The organism is Pseudomonas sp. USTB-Z (assembly GCF_019691255.1).
Taxonomy (GTDB): domain Bacteria; phylum Pseudomonadota; class Gammaproteobacteria; order Pseudomonadales; family Pseudomonadaceae; genus Aquipseudomonas; species Aquipseudomonas alloputida.
On record NZ_JAECZP010000006.1, the window covers coordinates 117,250 to 134,784 of the forward strand.

The following is a 17,535-nucleotide window of genomic DNA, read 5'->3' on the forward strand; positions in this document are numbered from 1 at the left end:
TCTAAAAAAGATTGTTGGGGTTGATTTAACAGAAGCAGGGTGAGACAAACAGTCAGCCCTAAAGGAGTAAGGATCGTGAAAAAATACAATGTCGCACTGATCGGCACTGGCTTCATGGGTAAGGCCCATTCGATCGCCACTGCAGTTGTTCCAATCCTGTTCGGTGCCCCAGTCGAAATCGAACGTAAGGTGGTTGTCGATATCGATGAAGAATTGGCTCAGAACGCTGCTAAACAGTACGGGTTTACCGAGTACGCTACTGATTGGCGTGACGTTGTGAAGCGCCCAGATATCGACATCATCGATATCTGCACCCCAAACGATACTCACGCAGAGATCGCAATTGCAGCTGCATTGGCTGGTAAGCACGTCATGTGCGAAAAGCCAATGTCGATGACTGTTGAAGAAGCTCAGCGTATGCAGGAAGCAGCCCGGGAAACGGGTGTGGTGACCATGGTTTCCTATAACTATCGCCACACTCCAGCGGTTCAAATGGCCAAGCGGCTGATTGACGAAGGTCGCATCGGTGACATTCTGAACTTCCGTGGTTACTACCTGCAAGACTGGGGCGCCGATCCTGAGCTGCCTCTGTCCTGGCGCTTCAACAAAGCGAAAGCAGGTTCCGGCACCCTGGGCGACATCGGTACGCACGTTATTGACGCTGCTCGCTTGTTGGTGGGTGAGTTCGCTTCGGTTAATTCGATAGTCAAGACCTTCGTTCCAGAGCGACCTCTGCCGGCTGGTCGATTCTTCGGCCCTGCTGGTCAGGCTTCGAGCGAGCGTGGCAAGGTTGATGTGGATGATGCTGCACTCACCATGATCAAATTCGCTAACGGTGTATACGGCACCATCGAGGTGACTCGAAATGCGTGGGGTCACCACAACCAGCTCGGCTTCGAAATCTACGGTACCAAAGGCTCCATCGCTTTCGACTACCAGCGCCTTAACGAACTGCGCGTTGCTTTCGCAGATGATCCTAAGGATGCTTTCGGCTTCCGTACCATTTACTCGGGCCCTCACCAGCCGTTCGGTGACAAGCTGTGGCCAGTCGCGGGCATGGGCCAAGGCTACATCGATATCAAATCGATCGAATGGTACAACTTCCTGAAGGCTATTGCCGAGAATGGCAAGGCATCCCCGAACTTCGATGACGGCCTGCAGATCGAGCGCATTGCAGACGCCATCCTGACCTCGGGTGTCAGTGGCGAGTGGGAGAAAATCGAGCAGCCTGCTTGATAGCTGAACACTAGCCTAGGGTAGGCGTGATCTCGGTCACGCCTACCTGTACCACCGTAACGTTTGACATTGCAGGAGACTCTTAATGAGTATCGCGGTTGGACTGATTGGTGCTGGTGTCATGGGCAAGGAGCACGGTCGTATTCTGTCCATGCATACCCCAAACGCTCACTTGGCAGGGGTCTGCGATTTCGATTCAGAGAAAGCCCGATCTATAGCTTGCAATGCACCAGTTTTTTTAGATCCGTTAGATCTGATTGCTTCTAGGGAAATTGATGCAGTTTTGATTGCATCACCGGATTCTACCCATGCTGATCTGGTGCAAGCTTGCATAGCTGCAGAAAAACCAGTGCTTTGTGAAAAACCATTGGCCATGACCGCTGAACAGGCGCGCTTGGTCGTCGACGCTGAGTGCGCTATAGGGCGCTCCACCGTTCAAGTCGGATACATGCGCAGATTCGACCCAGGGTATGAAGAGCTCAAAAGGCTTTTCGACGCGAATGCTGTTGGTAACCCCCAGATTCTTCACAACGTTCATCGTAATCCAGTTGCACCAGATTGGATGACTGGTGACATGCTCATCACGAACGCCTTTGTTCATGAGATTGATGTCATGCGTTGGCTGATGAATACCGAGCTCGAAGCAGTCAGGATCACTATTGCAGAAAAAGGTGATCCGATGATGATCGTGACGCGGCTAGCGAACGGTGCGATTTCGTCTACTGAACTCTTTATGAACTGTAAATTCGGCTATCAGGTTCATGCGGAGTTAGTAGGCGCCGATGGTACTATCGCCTTACCTGAGTTTTCAGCTCCCGTGATAAGCACATCGGGTCGTCGTGCATCGCATGTTCCTCCGAACTGGATACCTCGATTCACCGCGGCCTACCAGGCCCAAACCTGCCGCTGGATTCAAAGCATTGTTTCTGGTGTTCCGAACCATGGAGCTACAGCATGGGATGGTTACATCACGACTCTGATTGCCGAGCAATTGGTTAAACGAATAGACACTGATCAAACAATCGTACTTGATCTGCCAGCTCGTCCGTTGTTGTACCGATAAACATGATTATCTAAGTTGCGCCCTTACTAAACGGATAGACCGCTCGGTATGGCGCAGTTCTTCGAGGATCTAAACGTGATTAGATATGCCGTAGTGGGAGCTGGCTGGATATCCCAGACCGCATTCATCCCTGCTGTTTCTCTTTTAGAGAACTCCGTTGTTACCGCAATTGTTTCTGGAAAACCGGAGCGTGCTCGGCAGCTTGCGAACAAGCATGGCATTGAACATGTTTATCCGTACGAGGATTTTGATGAACTGCTGACGAGTGATCTGATTGACGCCGTTTATGTAGCCGTACCCAACCCCCTTCATGCTACCTATGCCATCCAGGCAGCAAAGGCGGGCAAGCATGTGCTAGTGGAAAAGCCAATTGCCACTTCCCTGCCTGATGCTGACGCGATGATCGCGACAGCTCACGCTGCAGGGGTGTCGCTGATGACCAGTTACAGGTTGCACCATGACGTCGGAACCATCGCGGCGTTGCAGGCTGTTCGTGACGGTCGAATCGGTCAGCCAGTCTTTATGTCCGCGACGTTCAGTTTCCAAAGCAATGTTGGTAACCACCGATTGGATGTGGAGCATTGGGGCGGCCCACTGCAAGACATTGGCATCTACTGCATCAACGCCGCTCGCCACGTTTTTGAATCTGATCCCATCGCAGTGTCTGCAATGAGCACCCGCCGCGTCGGTGATCCCCGATTCGCCAACGTGGATGACTCGATCGCAGTGACCCTCAGATTCCCTGGTGATCGATTAGCGCAGTTCTATTGCAGCTTCGGAGCTTACCCTGTCGACACCTACCAGATAGTCGGCACTGAGGGCGTTTTGAACATGGATCCTGGCTTCCGGTTTGAGCATTCCATGGCCATGTCACTGAAAAGCCGGGATGAGAACGAATACATTCACTTCCCGCACTACGATCACTTTGCAGGGCAAATTTCATACTTCTCGGATTGTATTGAGCAAGGTATAGCACCACAGCCTTGTGGTGGGGAGGGGCTCGCAGACCTGGAAATTCTTTTTGCCATCGAGCGCGCTGCTGCCTCCGGTTTGCCGCAGTCGTTGATGTCTAAGAAAGCCAGAGCTCGGCCATCAGAAGCAACTCTTAGGACGATTAAACGGGCGGTTGCCTGACCAGCATTCTTCATTCCATGAAGGATCCTCGATTTAAGAATAATAAACGGAGAAGTTCCTTGTATATCGGAGTACCGTCGGAGACCGCTTGCGGCGAAACGCGCGTTGCGGTCACCCCAGACACAGTAAAGCGACTGGTCGCTTCTGGGCATCAAGTTGTCGTCCAAAGAGGCTGCGGGCTGCTCTCTTGCATTACCGACAGCGCGTTTGAGGCCGTTGGCGCCACGGTCGGTGAGGCGAGCGATGCTTTTGGTGCGGAAATTGTCCTGAAAGTAGTTGCCCCTAATGACCAAGAGCTCAAGCTCATCAACTCGGGCAGCGTGCTAATTGGCATGCTCAACCCGTTCAACAGCGAGCTGATCGTCAAGATGGCCGGTCGCGGGATCACCGCGTTCGCACTGGAGGCTGCGCCACGTACCTCTCGTGCGCAAAGTCTGGATGTATTGTCGTCGCAGGCCAACATCGCGGGCTACAAGGCCGTGCTGCTTGCGGCTCAGTACTACCCACGGTTCATGCCGATGCTCATGACCGCTGCGGGTACCGTTAAAGCGGCACGCGTGCTTATCTTGGGAGCGGGTGTTGCCGGCCTTCAGGCCATTGCTACAGCTAAGCGCATGGGCGCAGTGATTGAAGCGTCCGATGTCCGCCCCGCCGTGAAGGAGCAAATCGAGTCTCTGGGCGCTAAGTTCATCGACGTGCCATACGAGACGGAGGAGGAGCGAGCGTGCGCCGAAGGGGTGGCTGGCTATGCTCGCCCAATGCCGGAAAGCTGGATGCTGCGACAAGCTCAAGCTGTGCATGACCGCGCAAAGCAAGCTGACATTGTCATCACCACCGCCCTGATCCCGGGACGCAAAGCGCCAACTCTCCTGAATATTGGCACTGTGGCGCAGATGAAACCCGGATCCGTTGTCATTGACCTAGCCGCTGCCCAGGGGGGCAACTGTCCCCTGACCGTTGCCGATCAAGTAGTTGTTGAGAATGGAGTGACTATCGTCGGCCCGACCAACCTGCCGGCGCAGGTAGGCGCCGACGCGTCCGCGCTCTACTCCCGCAACCTGCTGGACTTCATGAAGCTGCTGTTCGACAAGGACGGTGCGCTAGACATCAACCTGGAAGACGACATTGTTGCCGCGTGCCTGATGTGCCGCGATGGCCAGGTCGTGCGCAAGAACAGCTGAGGAGCACGACAATGGAAGACCTGCTGATTTCCCATGGCATCTACAACCTGATCATCTTCGTGCTGGCCATCTACGTGGGATACCACGTGGTTTGGAATGTCACTCCAGCTCTGCATACGCCGCTGATGGCCGTCACAAACGCCATTTCGGCGATCGTGATTATTGGTGCCATGCTGGCTGCCGCACTCACTGTCACACCTGCCGGAAAAATCATGGGCACCTTGGCCGTCGCCTTAGCTGCAGTGAACGTATTCGGCGGTTTCCTGGTTACCCGGCGCATGCTGGAAATGTTCAAGAAGAAAACCAAAAGCGAAGGGCAGAAGTAACATGAGTATGAATTTGATAACGCTACTCTACCTTGTCGCTTCGGTGTGCTTCATCCAGGCGCTGAAAGGTCTGTCTCATCCGACAACCTCGAGACGGGGCAACTTGTTCGGCATGATTGGCATGGGGATCGCCATCCTCACGACCGTTGGGCTCATCTATAAGTTGGGTTCCGGGATCGCTACCGCAGGGATGGGGTATGTCATCTTCGGATTGTTGGTCGGCGGAACAGCCGGTTCGGTAATGGCCAAGCGCGTAGAGATGACCAAGATGCCAGAGCTCGTTGCCTTCATGCATAGCATGATCGGCCTCGCAGCGGTGTTCATCGCCATTACAGGTGTTATTGAGCCCCAGTCACTCGGTATCGTGGCCTCGATCAACGACCCCATTCCGGGCGGCAACCGTCTTGAGCTCTTCCTCGGTGCGGCGATCGGGGCCATCACCTTCTCAGGCTCTGTGATCGCTTTCGGCAAGCTTTCTGGCAAATACAAATTCCGCCTTTTCCAAGGAGCACCATTTGTCTTTCGTGGCCAATTCAGAACCAATCTCCTGGTTCTGTTCACGACCATTGGCCTAGGCATCATTTACAGCACCACAGGCTTGTTTGACGCCTTCATTCTGATGCTGCTGCTTGCCTTCGTGCTCGGCGTACTGTTGATCATCCCCATTGGCGGCGCAGACATGCCAGTGGTGGTTTCCATGCTGAACAGCTACTCAGGCTGGGCAGCGGCGGGCATCGGGTTCTCGCTGAACAATTCAATGCTGATTATCGCCGGCTCCTTGGTTGGCTCCAGTGGTGCAATCCTCTCGTACATCATGTGCAAGGCGATGAATCGCTCATTCTTCAGTGTGATCCTGGGAGGTTTCGGTAGTGATGCCGATGTCAGTGCAGATCAAGGATCGAAAGAGCAGCGGCCAGTAAAGTCTGGTTCTGCTGATGACGCCACCTTCCTGCTAACCAACGCCGACACAGTGATTATTGTTCCTGGTTACGGTCTGGCCGTGGCTCGTGCCCAGCATGCGCTGAAGGAACTGACTGAAAAGCTGATTCACAACGGCGTTACCGTGAAGTACGCGATCCATCCGGTGGCTGGCCGCATGCCAGGGCATATGAACGTGCTCTTGGCTGAAGCTGAGGTACCGTACGATCAGGTGTTCGAAATGGAGGACATCAACTCCGAATTTGGACAGGCTGACGTGGTGCTGGTGCTGGGTGCCAATGATGTGGTCAACCCGGCGGCAAAGAACGATCCGCAATCGCCGATCGCCGGCATGCCAATTCTTGAAGCGTACAAGGCTAAGACCATCATTGTTAACAAGCGCTCCATGGCGAGTGGCTATGCCGGATTGGATAACGAGCTCTTCTACATGGAGAAGACGATGATGGTCTTTGGCGATGCCAAAAAGACCATCGAGGACATGGTCAAGGCTGTGGCATGAAACGGCTGATAAGGAAATGTGATCTAAAAGCATCGTAAATGGCGATTGGACGCGTTCAGATCCTTCGCTGATCATCGAAGGTGTCTGGCGGCGCTAGATATCAATGCGCAATTAACTATCTGACAAAGAGTGCTATATGAATAATTACAATGGTCGCGTAGTCATTATCACCGGTGCAGGCTCTGGCATGGGACGGGCAATGGTTGAAGAATTCGCCGCCCGACAAGCATCAGTGGTAGCACTTGATATCAACCTGAAAGCCGCCGACGAATCAATTTCCAAAATTGCAAATCCTGAGGCCGGTTTCGCTTATCGTGTCGATGTAAGCGACCCTGCTAGCGTGAGCGAAGCGGTGGAAGCTGTCATCGCCAAGTGGGGACGTATTGACCTGCTCTGTAATAACGCCGGCATCCTTGATGGGCATTCCACCGCGCACGAGGTATCCATTGAAGAGTGGAACCGTGTCATTGCGGTCAACCTGACCGGGCCTTTCCTGATGGCACGTGCGGTCATCCCACAAATGCTCAAGCAGAAAAAAGGCGCAATTATCAACACCTCCTCCACTTCCGGCTTCAGTGCCGCGGGTGGCGGTACCGCTTATACTGCCTCTAAACATGGCGTCATTGGCCTTACTCGACAGCTGACTTTCGAGTACGGAGCAAGCGGTATCCGCGTCAACACAATTTGCCCAGGGGCAACTGCTACCCCACTTGCTATGGCCGATCCTGTGACTGCTCACTCGCCTGACATGCTGGCTGCCCTTGAGAAGTTCCCTGCCCGGCGCTGGTGCCAGCCGAGTGAAATCGCCAAGCTTGCCGCGTTCCTAGGCGGTGATGAGGCGGACTTCGTTCACGGTAGTGAATACGTAATGGATGGTGGCTGGCTGGCCGCTGCCCGAGATCCATTCTGATAGATCTGGTGTCTGGAAGCATTTTCAGCATAGGTGAACACGATGTTTAGCAAGCGTGAATGGCCGGATAGCGGCGTAGAAGGATTTCAGCGTGGATTTGTAACCGTTGAAGGCACGCGGATGCACTACGTGAGTGGTGGCCGTGAAGACGGTGAAGTGATGGTGCTGGTCTGTGGCTTTCCGCAAAGCTGGTATGCATGGCGAAAAGTCCTCCCAATCTTGGGCAAGCACTTTCGGGTAATTGCGCCTGATTTGCCAGGTCAAGGGGATTCTGATCGCCCTGCAGATTGTGATACGTCCAACATCGCTCGCTTGCTGCGTGGCATGCTGGACAAGATCGGTGTGGGCAAGCATTCCCTCATTTCTCATGATCTCGGCGCATGGGTTAGCTACCCGTATTGTGCGAACTATGGCGATCAGGTCACCGGGTGGGCCATTCTGGATTGCGGCATTCCTGGTATCAGCCTGCCAGACAACCTTCCATGGGCTGGAAATGTCGCTTGGCGTACTTGGCACTGCGGGTTCCACAATCTCGTCGATCTGCCTGAGGCTCTCTTGGAAGGGCGCGAGCATATTTATCTGCAGTGGTACCTCCAGCGCAAAGCTGCTATCCCTCAGATCTTCACTCAAGATGACTTTGAGGAGTACCTGCGAGTCTTCAAACTCAACGGCCTGAAAGGTGGCTTGGCCTACTATCGTGCAATGGCCAAATCGGCTGATCAGAACCGTGAACTGGCGAAGAAGGGCAAGCTACAAGTGCCTATTCTGGCTGTTCATGCAGATCAGGGTTCGATGCCTGACCTGGTCACTGAGTTGAAAGCTGTCGCGGCGAATGTCACCGGAACGCTGGTTCAGAGTGGTCACTATATTCCGGAAGAGCAACCGGAGCAGTTGACTAATGAACTGCTAAAGTACTTCTCAAAGTAATACCCTGAATTTTCGTCGCTGTGCCACATTTGCTAGGGGTCGATATTAATCGGTTCCTAGCCTTTTTGTATCTGTTATTCAAAATTTGTTGTCATGGTCAAAGGCTGTGAACCTATGATTTTTCATGGGCTCTGTTAGTTGACCATGTATGCCTTTGTTCATGCATTTTCAGTGTCTACTTAATAATAATAACGGAGTGATGAATGAGAACTTTGAGGTTGAGCTCTTTGGGGGGCGCGTTTTCGGCTGCGCTCTTGTTACCAACAGAAGCTCCTGCAATTGAATTCAACGGTTACGTACGAAGCGGCGCTGGTGGCTCGAAATCAGGGGGTAAGCAAAGCTGTTTCATGCTTCCCGGCGCCCAGTCGAAGTACCGTCTCGGCAACGAATGTGAGCAGTACATTGAGGTTGAGGGGAGGCAAGATGTAGCCATTCTCGATGATGGTTCGGTTATCAGTCTGGATGGGATGGCTCAAACACAAACAGATTATGGCCACACGCCAGCGCTTTCAGGTGATAACAGCTTCACCCGAATGAACCAAGCTTATGTTGAATGGAGCAAGATGCCTTCATTGGGAGGAGGGGCACTTTGGGCCGGGCGTCGATTCTATAGGCGTAATGACATCAACATCTCAGACTTCTTCTATTGGAACCAGAGCGCGACCGGTTTTGGCTTGGATCGGGTAGCAATAGGTGACTATAAGTACAGCTACGTATTCTCACGCAAGGACAGCGTCTTCCAGAAAGTGAAAATTACCCGACAAGATATCAACGTTGAAGGCTTTAAGGTCAACCCCGGTGGCCAGATTGAGGTAGGGGTCAGCCTTCTCCGGGCTCCAAGCGGTAATAATACCCATGACGGTTGGTCAACAGCTGTTCAGCACAAACAGGCTAGCTTCCTCGGCGGTCAAAACAGGCTTGCGTTGCAGTATGGCGAAGGCCCAGGAACGGCGTTAGGTTATACAGGTGATCCAAAACTCGACAAGAGTAATCGGAGCTGGCGAGTAGTAGAAATCTTCGACTGGCAGTCAACCCGGAACTTTGGAGGGCAATTAAATGTTGTTTTCCAGAAAGATAAGCGACAAGAGGACGCAAACCAGAACTGGCTATCTGTCGGTGTTCGTCCAGTCTATGGGTTCACCGAGCAGTTCAAGCTTGCCGTTGAGCTTGGGCGAGATCAGGTCACGGCACCTGGCGGGACTCGAAAACTCACAAAGCTCACTGTCGCGCCAACATGGTCGCCAACTGGCCCTGGATTCAACGATCGGCCTGAGATCCGGCTTTATTATACTTATGCACGTTGGAATGCTGCTGCACAACGAGCGGCCAATGAGTTTGCAGCCGGGTCAGCGCTCTCGGATTCAGGGGCTTTTGGTAATGCTCTTCATGGATCAAACTTTGGCGTCCAATTTGAGTACGGGTGGGAGTAACTGTAAGCTAGCGGCGCTTCCAGGCTAAATACTTAAAGCGAGAGGGTTATATGTCCCAGCAAGATCGTTTAACTATCAGTGATGATGATGATCCCCGGGTTTTGCAGGAGCAGTCTGCCGAGGATTATTCGAGACATGTCGTTCCATTGGCCGCCCGTACCGGTCGGTGGAGCTTGGCCATGGCTTCTTGGTCGGTGCTGAGCGCACTATTTTATCTCTACATCAGCGTAGCTGTAGCGCAGGCGGTGGGCTCATGCAGTGCGCTCATCGGCATTGGCTTGTCAGTAATATTCTATGGGGTGATTAATTATATTATTAGTCAGAGATCCATCAAAAGCGGTCTCTCCGTAGCGTTACTATCTAGAGGAATTTTTGGTAACGTGGGTGCGGTTATTTCCTCCTTGCTTTTTGCTGTTACCGCTACCTACTACGCAGTGTTTGAGGGTTCTATTATAGCCGTCGCCCTTCAGCAGTATTTTTCGCCTGAGAGTGACATCCGATGGTGGTACTTGTTGGTAGTCCTTTATGCGATGCCGCTTGTTGTAGGAGGTATTCAAGCATGGATGGATAAGCTGAATGGGGCGTTGTTGCCTCTGTATGTCGCAGGCCTATTGGTGATTGTGCTGATGGCCGGAAATCGGTTTGGATTTTCTACCGGATTCTTGTCTATTCAGCCATCCCTTGAAACCACCATGCCAGGCTGGTTGTGGGCGTTTATTGTCTATATGGGAATTTGCGTCAACATGATGGTGACTGCTGAGTTCTCGCGCTTTGGTAAACCACAGGACGCTAAATTCCATGGAATAGTTACCTTTGGGCCACTGTTCTATTTTGCCCTATACATTGTCAATGGTGTAGCGGGTATCTTTATCATGGAAACCGTTTTTCCTGGCCTGAAGGCCAGTGAGCAGGGTATTGCGGAAGCAGTTCTAAAATCGTCAGGTATGATCGGCCTGTTATTTATTATCGTTAGCCAAACACGTATAAATACTGCAAACTACTATATGGCTTCGCTGAACATGGCTGGTTTCGCAGCCAGAGGTTTTGGCTTGCGATTGCCTAGGGCTGTATGGGTTCTCTTTGTTGGAGCCTGTGTTTACTCTCTCATGCTTACCAATGTATTTAGCTATTTGCTGAAAGCACTAGCTTGGCAGGGTGTAGCCGTTACTTCATGGGTCGCGATTCTGATGACTCACTATGCGCTTTATCCGGACACTCAGCATTCCGAGTTCCGTCCAGGTAGAGTCAAAGGAATGATGCCGGGAGCGTGGGCAATTTTGTTCTCCACGGCGGTGGGAATTTATATCATTGAGTTTGGTGCGAAAGGGGAGTGGTACGTTGACTATGCCCCCATCATCATTTCGGGTATCGCAGCTTTGAGCTACTGGTTAATAACCAAATCTGTTCGTAGACGGCCAATTCTCCGTGTTAGAGAACCTAGAAATGAAGTGACGGACGTATGGAGTCAGCATATCAAATGCCATATTTGTGAGAGGGCCTACACGGCGATTGAAATGGACAGTGATCCTTCTGCCGAGCAAAAGGCTATATGCACCGGCTGTGCAGAAGGGAATCACGCGTTCCTGCAAGCGGTCAAGCAGGAGTCTCAGGTTCTGTCAGGGCGAGCTGTATCCAGCATTGTTTAAGATATCAAGACGATGTACTTCATGCAATTATGCACAGTGTCGCCTATGGGAACTGCGGCGTTTGGCGCAGAGGTAGCTGATGGTGAAGAGGGGCGCCGGATGGCTAGTTTGTTCCAAGTGGCATCCTCTGGGACGTTGATGACGGGGTAACGGCTGCCAATACAGAGCTCGTCTTTGATCGTTTGAAGTAATGCCTAGTAAAATGAGCCTCTCGCATGAGAGGCTCATTTTATCCACCTCGCGTGGCGCGCCAATTCGTTGATTTGTAAAGAGAAACGGGCTTTTGAGAGTGTCTACAGGGTTAAGAATCGACATCGGAATTGGACAGTCCGGTATTTAATTTTGTGGTAAAAATATACGCGTGTACCAAAATAGGACAGAAATGCGCTTGTTAGCCGTCTTAGGATTATTGGTGATGCCTTAAGGTTTCCGGGATGCCTGAAATATTCAGGTGCAAGCGATTGGCTGTTCGATAAATTTGTTAGGGGACAGCCAAGTTTTCTGCTGCGAGATCCGATTGATGTTGCGCGCTAATGGACGGCGCCCTGAGATTAATCCGTCATGCTTGCTGGAATTTAGTAGGGCCATTGACATAGAAGTAGTCCCTTAGGTAGGCAGCAAGCTATATATGAATGTGAAGGTGGGGCTCGACTTATGATTCGGTATTTTTGATTTAGGTAAATGATTTTTTTTGGTCAAGCTCATTGCTTCAAGATTGCTTGATAACCCTGTGGCTGAGTGTAGGGTTGGGGTGGAAATACATAAAAATTAGACTTTTCTTTGGTTTAATATTGCCTGCCTTTTTGCTCGATTGCGATAGTCCGCTCTCGTGTGCGTGCTGCTTATATTAAGTCTGGGGTGTGGTAATGAAGCATAGGGTTTTGATTGTTGGTGGTGGTGCAGGCGGGCTTGAGTTGGCTACTAGGCTAGGTAAGACGCTCGGAAAGAGCAGGAGTGCCGAAGTTATACTAGCGGATGCAAGTTTAACGCACATATGGAAGCCTCTTCTGCACGAAGTTGCAGCTGGCTCGCTGGATCCCAGTATTGATGAGCTGAATTACTTCGCGCAGGCGAAGTGGAACCATTTTTCATTTCAGTATGGTCGCATGATAGATCTGGATCGTGAACGAAAAGTGGTGCTGCTAGCATCGACCGGCGGGGATGCGCGGGAGGTACCCTACGATACGCTTGTCCTGGCTGTTGGTAGTCAGTGCAATGATTTTGGCATCGTGGGTGTTCAAGATCATTGCCAATTCTTAGACAGTCGTACTCAGGCAGAGAAGCTTCAAAAGCAGCTTCTCGCACGTTACATGCGAGCGCATGCAGAGGATGCATCTAACCCACTCCGAATCGCTATTGTTGGAGCCGGAGCAACCGGGGTTGAGCTGTGCGCAGAACTGCAGTATGCCGTCCGTGTTATTGAGGGATATGGGCTTCGGCATGCGTCTCCGGACGTCCTACAAGTGACCTTGCTAGAGGCTGGCCCTAGGATTCTCCCTGTCTTGAATCAAGACGTGAGCGAGACTGTTCACTCAGGCTTGGCTAACCTAGGGATTGACGTCCGTGTAAATACGGCGGTGAAGGAGGTGAAGGCTGAAGGCGTAGTACTGGCCGACGGTGGTGCTGTTGCTTCCGACTTCACGATCTGGGCTGCCGGTATCAAAGCACCTACATTTTTGAAAGGGCTAAGCGGTCTGGAGACGAATCGTATCAACCAGCTTCTTGTACGCCGTACGCTCCAAACGACGCTCGATGACTCAATTTTCGCCATAGGTGATTGTGCGTCCTGTCCGTTAGCCGATGAGGGAGCAGGTACTGTCCCTCCTCGAGCACAGGCTGCCCATCAACAAGCCGAGATGCTGAGCAGAAGCCTCGCTCGCCGCATCTCGGGCAAGCCGGTGCTGAAATTCAGTTATGAAGACCGAGGGACATTGATCTCAATGGCGTCTTTCAATGCAGTAGGAACGCTGACTGGACTGCTGGGCCGGAAAAAGGTGACCGAAGGTATTTTTGCAAGGACATTGTATATGTCACTTTATCGGCTTCACCAGGTAGCACTTTTTGGCGCTACGAGGATGCTGTTAAAGGCATTTTCTGAGTTGTTGCAGCGTAAGATTCGACCAAGGCTAAAGCTGCACTAATTTATAGATTGATTGAAGTCTGCGTGTAAGTAACGTATAGCTTATGGAGTTGCTGCAGTAGTATGATTGCTGCTGCAGCAAACTTTCCAACGATCAGTCGCTAGGGGCTTCGTATAATCCTCAGCTGAAATCGAGATCGATAGATCTTCTTTCACTAATGGATTTTCGGGCAGCATCCATGATTACAGCGGCGTCATAAGCGTCGCTCAGGGACGAAAGTGGGGCACGCTTTCTAGTGAGGCATTCTTCAATGAAAAACTTTTGAATTTGGTAAAAGCTATCCCAATATGTGCCGTCGTCCCAGAACGGAAGTCTCGCCTCGCCAAACTTTGTCGTATCCCAAGGCACCACTGATGAACCATTCTTGCCGATAATTTTGAAGTACACAGACCAGGGGTCACGGCTACAATCATCGGCTGAAAAGCTTCCCCAAAGATTCGCGAGGTTACCGTTTGGATATTCTGCGATGATCATTAGCTGATCGTGGGCTTGCGGATCTTCGAAATGGACATTAGAGCCTGTAGCAAATACTCGTTCCGGCCGACCCAAGAAATACAGCATACAATATATGTGATGAACCATAAGCTCGCTCATGGTTAGATCAGGTACGCCAATTTCGGCAGGGTGACGCTTGTTATAGATTGCCCAGAAGTTTACGATCTCTCCGAGGTGCCCGGCGTCAATGTGTGCGCGAACACGTTGCATTGTTTCTGCATACACATAGTTGTGAGACGGTACGCACAATCGGTTGACACCGCGCGAAAGTATCTCCAGTTCTCGGATTTTATCTGCGCTCGTGCAAATTGGCTTTTCTATCAGTACATGCTTTCTTGCGAATAGAGCTTCTTTAGCAAAGTGGAAGTGCGTCTCTGCGTTGGTACAGATCACAACCGCGTCGATGCTGGGATCATCAAGTAAGGCTTCCGGAGTCGGATATACTACCCCACCAAATCGCTCTTTAAACGCAGCTGCTTTACCTGGGGTTCTACCCCATCCGCCGACGTAAGCGGTGGGGTCAATTTCATTAAGCGCAGTTACATGCAATTCTGCAACGTTGCCTAGCCCAATAATGCCAATTTTCATGTGAAATTCTCAATACTTTATGTCGACAGGTTGGCCGGATGCTAAAGACTCAGCGGCAGCATCCGCGATCAGTTGAGCAAACAACCCATCTGCAGCGTCCGGAGTAGGTGGTGTGCCAGTGGAAATGCAGTGAACAAATTGCTCCATTTCTGCGAGGTATGCAGGGCCAAATCTCTCTAGGAAAAATGGCTTGGCGACAGGCATCGTAAATCCTGAACTTGTCGCACTTTCAACTTGGCTTTCATGGATGTTTGTAACTCTCAGCATTCCTTTGGAGCCATGTACCTCGAGTCTTTGGTCATAGCCATAACTAGCGCGCCGTGAGTTGGAAATTTGACATATTTTTCCAGAGTTGGTCATAAGCAGTGCTATGGCGGTGTCAACGTCCCCTACGTCTTTAACTGCCGGGTCTATCAGCGCTGACCCCGTTGCAAACACCCGAGTAGGGTTTTCATTCAGTAAGAATCGTGCCAAGTCAAAATCATGGATCATCATGTCCCTGAAGATGCCACCAGAGCCTTTCAGGTACTCGACCGGAGGTGGAGCAGGGTCTCGGGACGTGATTGTGACAGTTTCCAGTTGCCCGATTTCACCCGCAGCTAGTCGTTTCTGCAATGCACCAAAATGCGGATCGAACCGTTGATTGAACGCGGTCATAAACGGTACGCCGGCGCTTGAGACCTTTGCTATGCATTGACGAACCCGATCTGAGGACATGTCGATAGGCTTTTCACAGAAAATCGGCTTTCCTGCATCTGCCAAGGCATGGATAAGGTCGAAGTGAGTTGGAGAGGGCGTCGCAATCACTACCGCATGTATGTCTTCTGCCCGAATGATTCCTTCGATTGTCCTCGCTTCAACATTGAAGCGACTGGCACATGTGTCAGCTGCTGCGGGTATGGCGTCAGCTACCGCTACAAGCATGGCGGTTGGAATCTGCATTAGGCTTGCAGCGTGAACATTTCCGATTCGACCGCAGCCTAGAATACCTACTCTGAGCATATCGCTATCTCTGTATTTAAATTTGTTGATTTGAAGATGGCGGAATTAGAGTGGCAGCGAGCGCTTTGACGAGCGAATCGTTTTTTTTTATGAGCACTGAAAGCTAAAGGTTATCAGCGGAATTCTTATCCACACCAGGCACTTGTTTTCTGGGAGTGAGGCCTCCTAGATGTACGAGGATTGCGAAAGTGAAGGGCTGTAAATGGCGGCCAGAAGTCATCCCAATCATCATTGGCCTTCTTACTTTTTTGGATTCGTTGCTAATTTTGGTAACGCGTCGAGACAAAATCTGATCATCTGGTCATGTTTCAAGCCTTGGTCAGGCTGCTGTCTCAGTTTGGCACAGTTGCGTCGTCTGCGTGAGGATAGTCTATCGGTTCGGTAAGCAGATCCATCGGCTTAGCTCTAGAACATCAGAGCCAAGCAGTGATGGCGCTAATCACGCCAGACCTCAATTCCCAATTGTAGGCTTGGTCTAAAAAAATAGAATTTTCTGAGTCTTCTGCCTCTCATTCAGCGATTCACTGATTAGCTACCCAAGGCCAGTGCTGATGGATCAACTGATATTTTCTTGTTGATGTGTCTGCTTGCGTTGTAGCTGCCGCAGTGGCAATTGCTATCTGAAAACTAAAAAAATTATAGCTGGGGGTATGTATGAAGCATTCTTTTAAACTGGCGGCTATTTTTCTGGCGGTAGTTGCGCCATGGTCGGAAAGCAATGCAATTGAGTTGAGTAAGGACTTTACGCTCGCGCTCGATGCAGGGTTGTACAGTCAGTATTGGTCTCGCGGGATGTCACAAACCCAAGGCGATCCAGCCCTTCAGGGCTCCGCCACCTTAGTACATTCCAGTGGCTTGTTCGCAGGCGTATGGAGCTCGAATGTTGACTTCGGTCATGGCAGCAAGACACGTCAGGAAATCGATTATTACCTGGGTTACTCCATGCAACTGGCCGATGACGTAAGCTTGGAGTTGACGTATCTGGAGTACGAGTACCCCAAGCAAGCGGATCTCAATTACAGTGAATACTATGCGAAACTGAACGCCCATGGATTCATTGTTGGCGGTTATTACTCCGATGACCTGTGGAAAAATGAAAGCATGCTCTACAGCTTCGTGGGCTATGAAACTACCTTGCCGGGAGACATCGGTTTGAAAACGCGCTACGGCCAGGTTGACTATAAAGATCAAGTTTTCATTTCCGGAAGCGGCAGCACACGAAGCAAGTATAACGAGTGGCAGATTGAAGTGAACAAGGAGTTACTGGGGCTCAAATGGTCTCTCAGCTACGCAGATAGCAATCTATCCAAGGTGGAATGTCTCAACTTTAACGGTTTTGATGATGTCTGCTCGGCGACAGTTATCGCTGGGGTTAGCAAGTCGTTCTAGCTGGTTTGGTTATAAATTTGAGCTGATTGGTTGTACAAAGCGGGCAATTTTTTGCCCGCTTTGTAGCGTGTGCACACTATCCTCCGTAAGAAATACGCACTGTGTGGTGCGTGCTGGCTTGAACGATCAATTGATCCTGTCTCATGGGCTCTGGAGGCTTTACCTAGGCGCTAATTAGCGAGATAAGGTCTATCACAGTGCAGGGCGCTATAGACCTTAACCCGTGCTTAGGGAAATCAGGGTTTTCCTAGGCATTTTTATTATTGAAGATTTTTTGGCAGTTTGTCTTGTCAGTTTTTGGTGGTCAGACTTTTCACTTTTCAGCGAGACATCCATCCTATCGTTGCCAAGAGGTCTTCGTCGCTGCAGTCACTGCAAAGACCGCGTGGGGGCATGACGCTCAAGCCATTCACTACGTTTTTGAGCAATATTTCTTGCCCTTGAGCCAGGCGAGGTTTCCAAGCAGCGGTATCGCCTTTTTTTGGCGCGTTTGGGAGTTGCCCGTTGTGGCACATGGCGCACGTTTTTGTGTATACGGCCTCAGGCTCTTGAGCCGCTTGGGCAGTAGCAATCATGAAGGCTGTCAGGCTAATCAGCAGTGTTCTTCTCATAGGTGAGCTTCTTCTTGT

General features: G+C 51.1%; 15 protein-coding genes. 12 read left to right on the top strand and 3 right to left on the bottom strand.

What is annotated here, in order from left to right; all coding sequences use genetic code 11:
- Positions 1-75 precede the first annotated feature (75 nt).
- The 11 genes from I8746_RS09390 to I8746_RS09440 all read left to right on the top strand — a co-directional run bounded on the left by I8746_RS09390 (position 76) and on the right by I8746_RS09440 (position 13,432).
- On the top strand, positions 76-1,236 hold the full coding sequence (locus I8746_RS09390) for a Gfo/Idh/MocA family protein (RefSeq protein WP_221100519.1): 1,161 nt from the start codon (positions 76-78) through the stop codon (positions 1,234-1,236).
- A gap of 85 nt (positions 1,237-1,321) precedes the next feature.
- Complete coding sequence (locus I8746_RS09395; protein WP_221100520.1) at positions 1,322-2,299, top strand: Gfo/Idh/MocA family oxidoreductase; 978 nt, start codon at positions 1,322-1,324, stop codon at positions 2,297-2,299.
- 48 nt (positions 2,300-2,347) lie between these two features.
- Positions 2,348-3,433, top strand: coding sequence for a Gfo/Idh/MocA family protein (locus tag I8746_RS09400; protein ID WP_221100521.1), 1,086 nt, complete (start codon positions 2,348-2,350; stop codon positions 3,431-3,433).
- 59 nt (positions 3,434-3,492) lie between these two features.
- Positions 3,493-4,614 (top strand): Re/Si-specific NAD(P)(+) transhydrogenase subunit alpha, encoded by a 1,122-nt coding sequence (locus tag I8746_RS09405; protein WP_221100522.1) that lies wholly within the window; start codon positions 3,493-3,495, stop codon positions 4,612-4,614.
- 11 nt (positions 4,615-4,625) lie between these two features.
- Entirely contained in the window at positions 4,626-4,940 is a 315-nt protein-coding gene (locus tag I8746_RS09410; RefSeq protein WP_121161423.1) for an NAD(P) transhydrogenase subunit alpha, read from the top strand.
- A 1-nt stretch (position 4,941) separates the two neighbouring features.
- Positions 4,942-6,378, top strand: a complete 1,437-nt coding sequence (locus tag I8746_RS09415; protein WP_221100523.1) for an NAD(P)(+) transhydrogenase (Re/Si-specific) subunit beta — start codon at positions 4,942-4,944, stop codon at positions 6,376-6,378.
- A gap of 136 nt (positions 6,379-6,514) precedes the next feature.
- Entirely contained in the window at positions 6,515-7,288 is a 774-nt protein-coding gene (locus tag I8746_RS09420) for an SDR family NAD(P)-dependent oxidoreductase (RefSeq protein WP_221100524.1), read from the top strand.
- Positions 7,289-7,330: 42 nt separating this feature from the next.
- A complete protein-coding gene (locus tag I8746_RS09425) occupies positions 7,331-8,215 on the top strand; it encodes an alpha/beta fold hydrolase (protein ID WP_221100525.1) in 885 nt (294 codons plus the stop codon).
- A gap of 203 nt (positions 8,216-8,418) precedes the next feature.
- Positions 8,419-9,645 (top strand): carbohydrate porin, encoded by a 1,227-nt coding sequence (locus tag I8746_RS09430; RefSeq protein WP_221100526.1) that lies wholly within the window; start codon positions 8,419-8,421, stop codon positions 9,643-9,645.
- A gap of 50 nt (positions 9,646-9,695) precedes the next feature.
- Positions 9,696-11,291, top strand: a complete 1,596-nt coding sequence (locus I8746_RS09435) for a cytosine permease (RefSeq protein WP_221100527.1) — start codon at positions 9,696-9,698, stop codon at positions 11,289-11,291.
- 866 nt (positions 11,292-12,157) lie between these two features.
- A complete protein-coding gene (locus I8746_RS09440) occupies positions 12,158-13,432 on the top strand; it encodes an NAD(P)/FAD-dependent oxidoreductase (RefSeq protein ID WP_221100528.1) in 1,275 nt (424 codons plus the stop codon).
- A 120-nt stretch (positions 13,433-13,552) separates the two neighbouring features.
- Here the strand turns inward: I8746_RS09440 and I8746_RS09445 are convergent, their stop codons facing one another.
- Positions 13,553-14,515: a Gfo/Idh/MocA family protein gene (locus I8746_RS09445; RefSeq protein WP_221100529.1), complete on the bottom strand. Its 963-nt coding sequence runs from the start codon at positions 14,513-14,515 to the stop codon at positions 13,553-13,555.
- Between the two features lie 9 nt (positions 14,516-14,524).
- Positions 14,525-15,517, bottom strand: a complete 993-nt coding sequence (gene iolG, locus I8746_RS09450; RefSeq protein ID WP_221100530.1) for an inositol 2-dehydrogenase — start codon at positions 15,515-15,517, stop codon at positions 14,525-14,527.
- 654 nt (positions 15,518-16,171) lie between these two features.
- Here iolG and I8746_RS09455 point away from each other — a divergent pair.
- The gene (locus I8746_RS09455) at positions 16,172-16,906 is read left to right on the top strand and encodes a TorF family putative porin (protein WP_221100531.1); all 735 of its coding nucleotides are present in this window, start codon (positions 16,172-16,174) and stop codon (positions 16,904-16,906) included.
- A 320-nt stretch (positions 16,907-17,226) separates the two neighbouring features.
- Here the strand turns inward: I8746_RS09455 and I8746_RS09460 are convergent, their stop codons facing one another.
- Positions 17,227-17,517, bottom strand: a complete 291-nt coding sequence (locus I8746_RS09460) for a cytochrome c5 family protein (protein WP_221100532.1) — start codon at positions 17,515-17,517, stop codon at positions 17,227-17,229.
- Positions 17,518-17,535: the final 18 nt, after the last annotated feature.

Bases quoted from the DNA above. Each gene is read 5' to 3' on its own strand.
- I8746_RS09395 (WP_221100520.1), top strand. From the start codon at position 1,322: ATGAGTATCGCGGTTGGACTGATTGGTGCTGGTGTCATGGGCAAGGAG.
- I8746_RS09400 (WP_221100521.1), top strand. From the start codon at position 2,348: ATGGCGCAGTTCTTCGAGGATCTAAACGTGATTAGATATGCCGTAGTG.
- I8746_RS09410 (WP_121161423.1), top strand. From the start codon at position 4,626: ATGGAAGACCTGCTGATTTCCCATGGCATCTACAACCTGATCATCTTC.
- I8746_RS09415 (WP_221100523.1), top strand. From the start codon at position 4,942: ATGAGTATGAATTTGATAACGCTACTCTACCTTGTCGCTTCGGTGTGC.
- I8746_RS09420 (WP_221100524.1), top strand. From the start codon at position 6,515: ATGAATAATTACAATGGTCGCGTAGTCATTATCACCGGTGCAGGCTCT.
- I8746_RS09425 (WP_221100525.1), top strand. From the start codon at position 7,331: ATGTTTAGCAAGCGTGAATGGCCGGATAGCGGCGTAGAAGGATTTCAG.
- I8746_RS09430 (WP_221100526.1), top strand. From the start codon at position 8,419: ATGAGAACTTTGAGGTTGAGCTCTTTGGGGGGCGCGTTTTCGGCTGCG.
- I8746_RS09435 (WP_221100527.1), top strand. From the start codon at position 9,696: ATGTCCCAGCAAGATCGTTTAACTATCAGTGATGATGATGATCCCCGG.
- I8746_RS09440 (WP_221100528.1), top strand. From the start codon at position 12,158: ATGAAGCATAGGGTTTTGATTGTTGGTGGTGGTGCAGGCGGGCTTGAG.
- I8746_RS09445 (WP_221100529.1), bottom strand. From the start codon at position 14,515: ATGAAAATTGGCATTATTGGGCTAGGCAACGTTGCAGAATTGCATGTA.
- iolG (WP_221100530.1), bottom strand. From the start codon at position 15,517: ATGCTCAGAGTAGGTATTCTAGGCTGCGGTCGAATCGGAAATGTTCAC.
- I8746_RS09455 (WP_221100531.1), top strand. From the start codon at position 16,172: ATGAAGCATTCTTTTAAACTGGCGGCTATTTTTCTGGCGGTAGTTGCG.
- I8746_RS09460 (WP_221100532.1), bottom strand. From the start codon at position 17,517: ATGAGAAGAACACTGCTGATTAGCCTGACAGCCTTCATGATTGCTACT.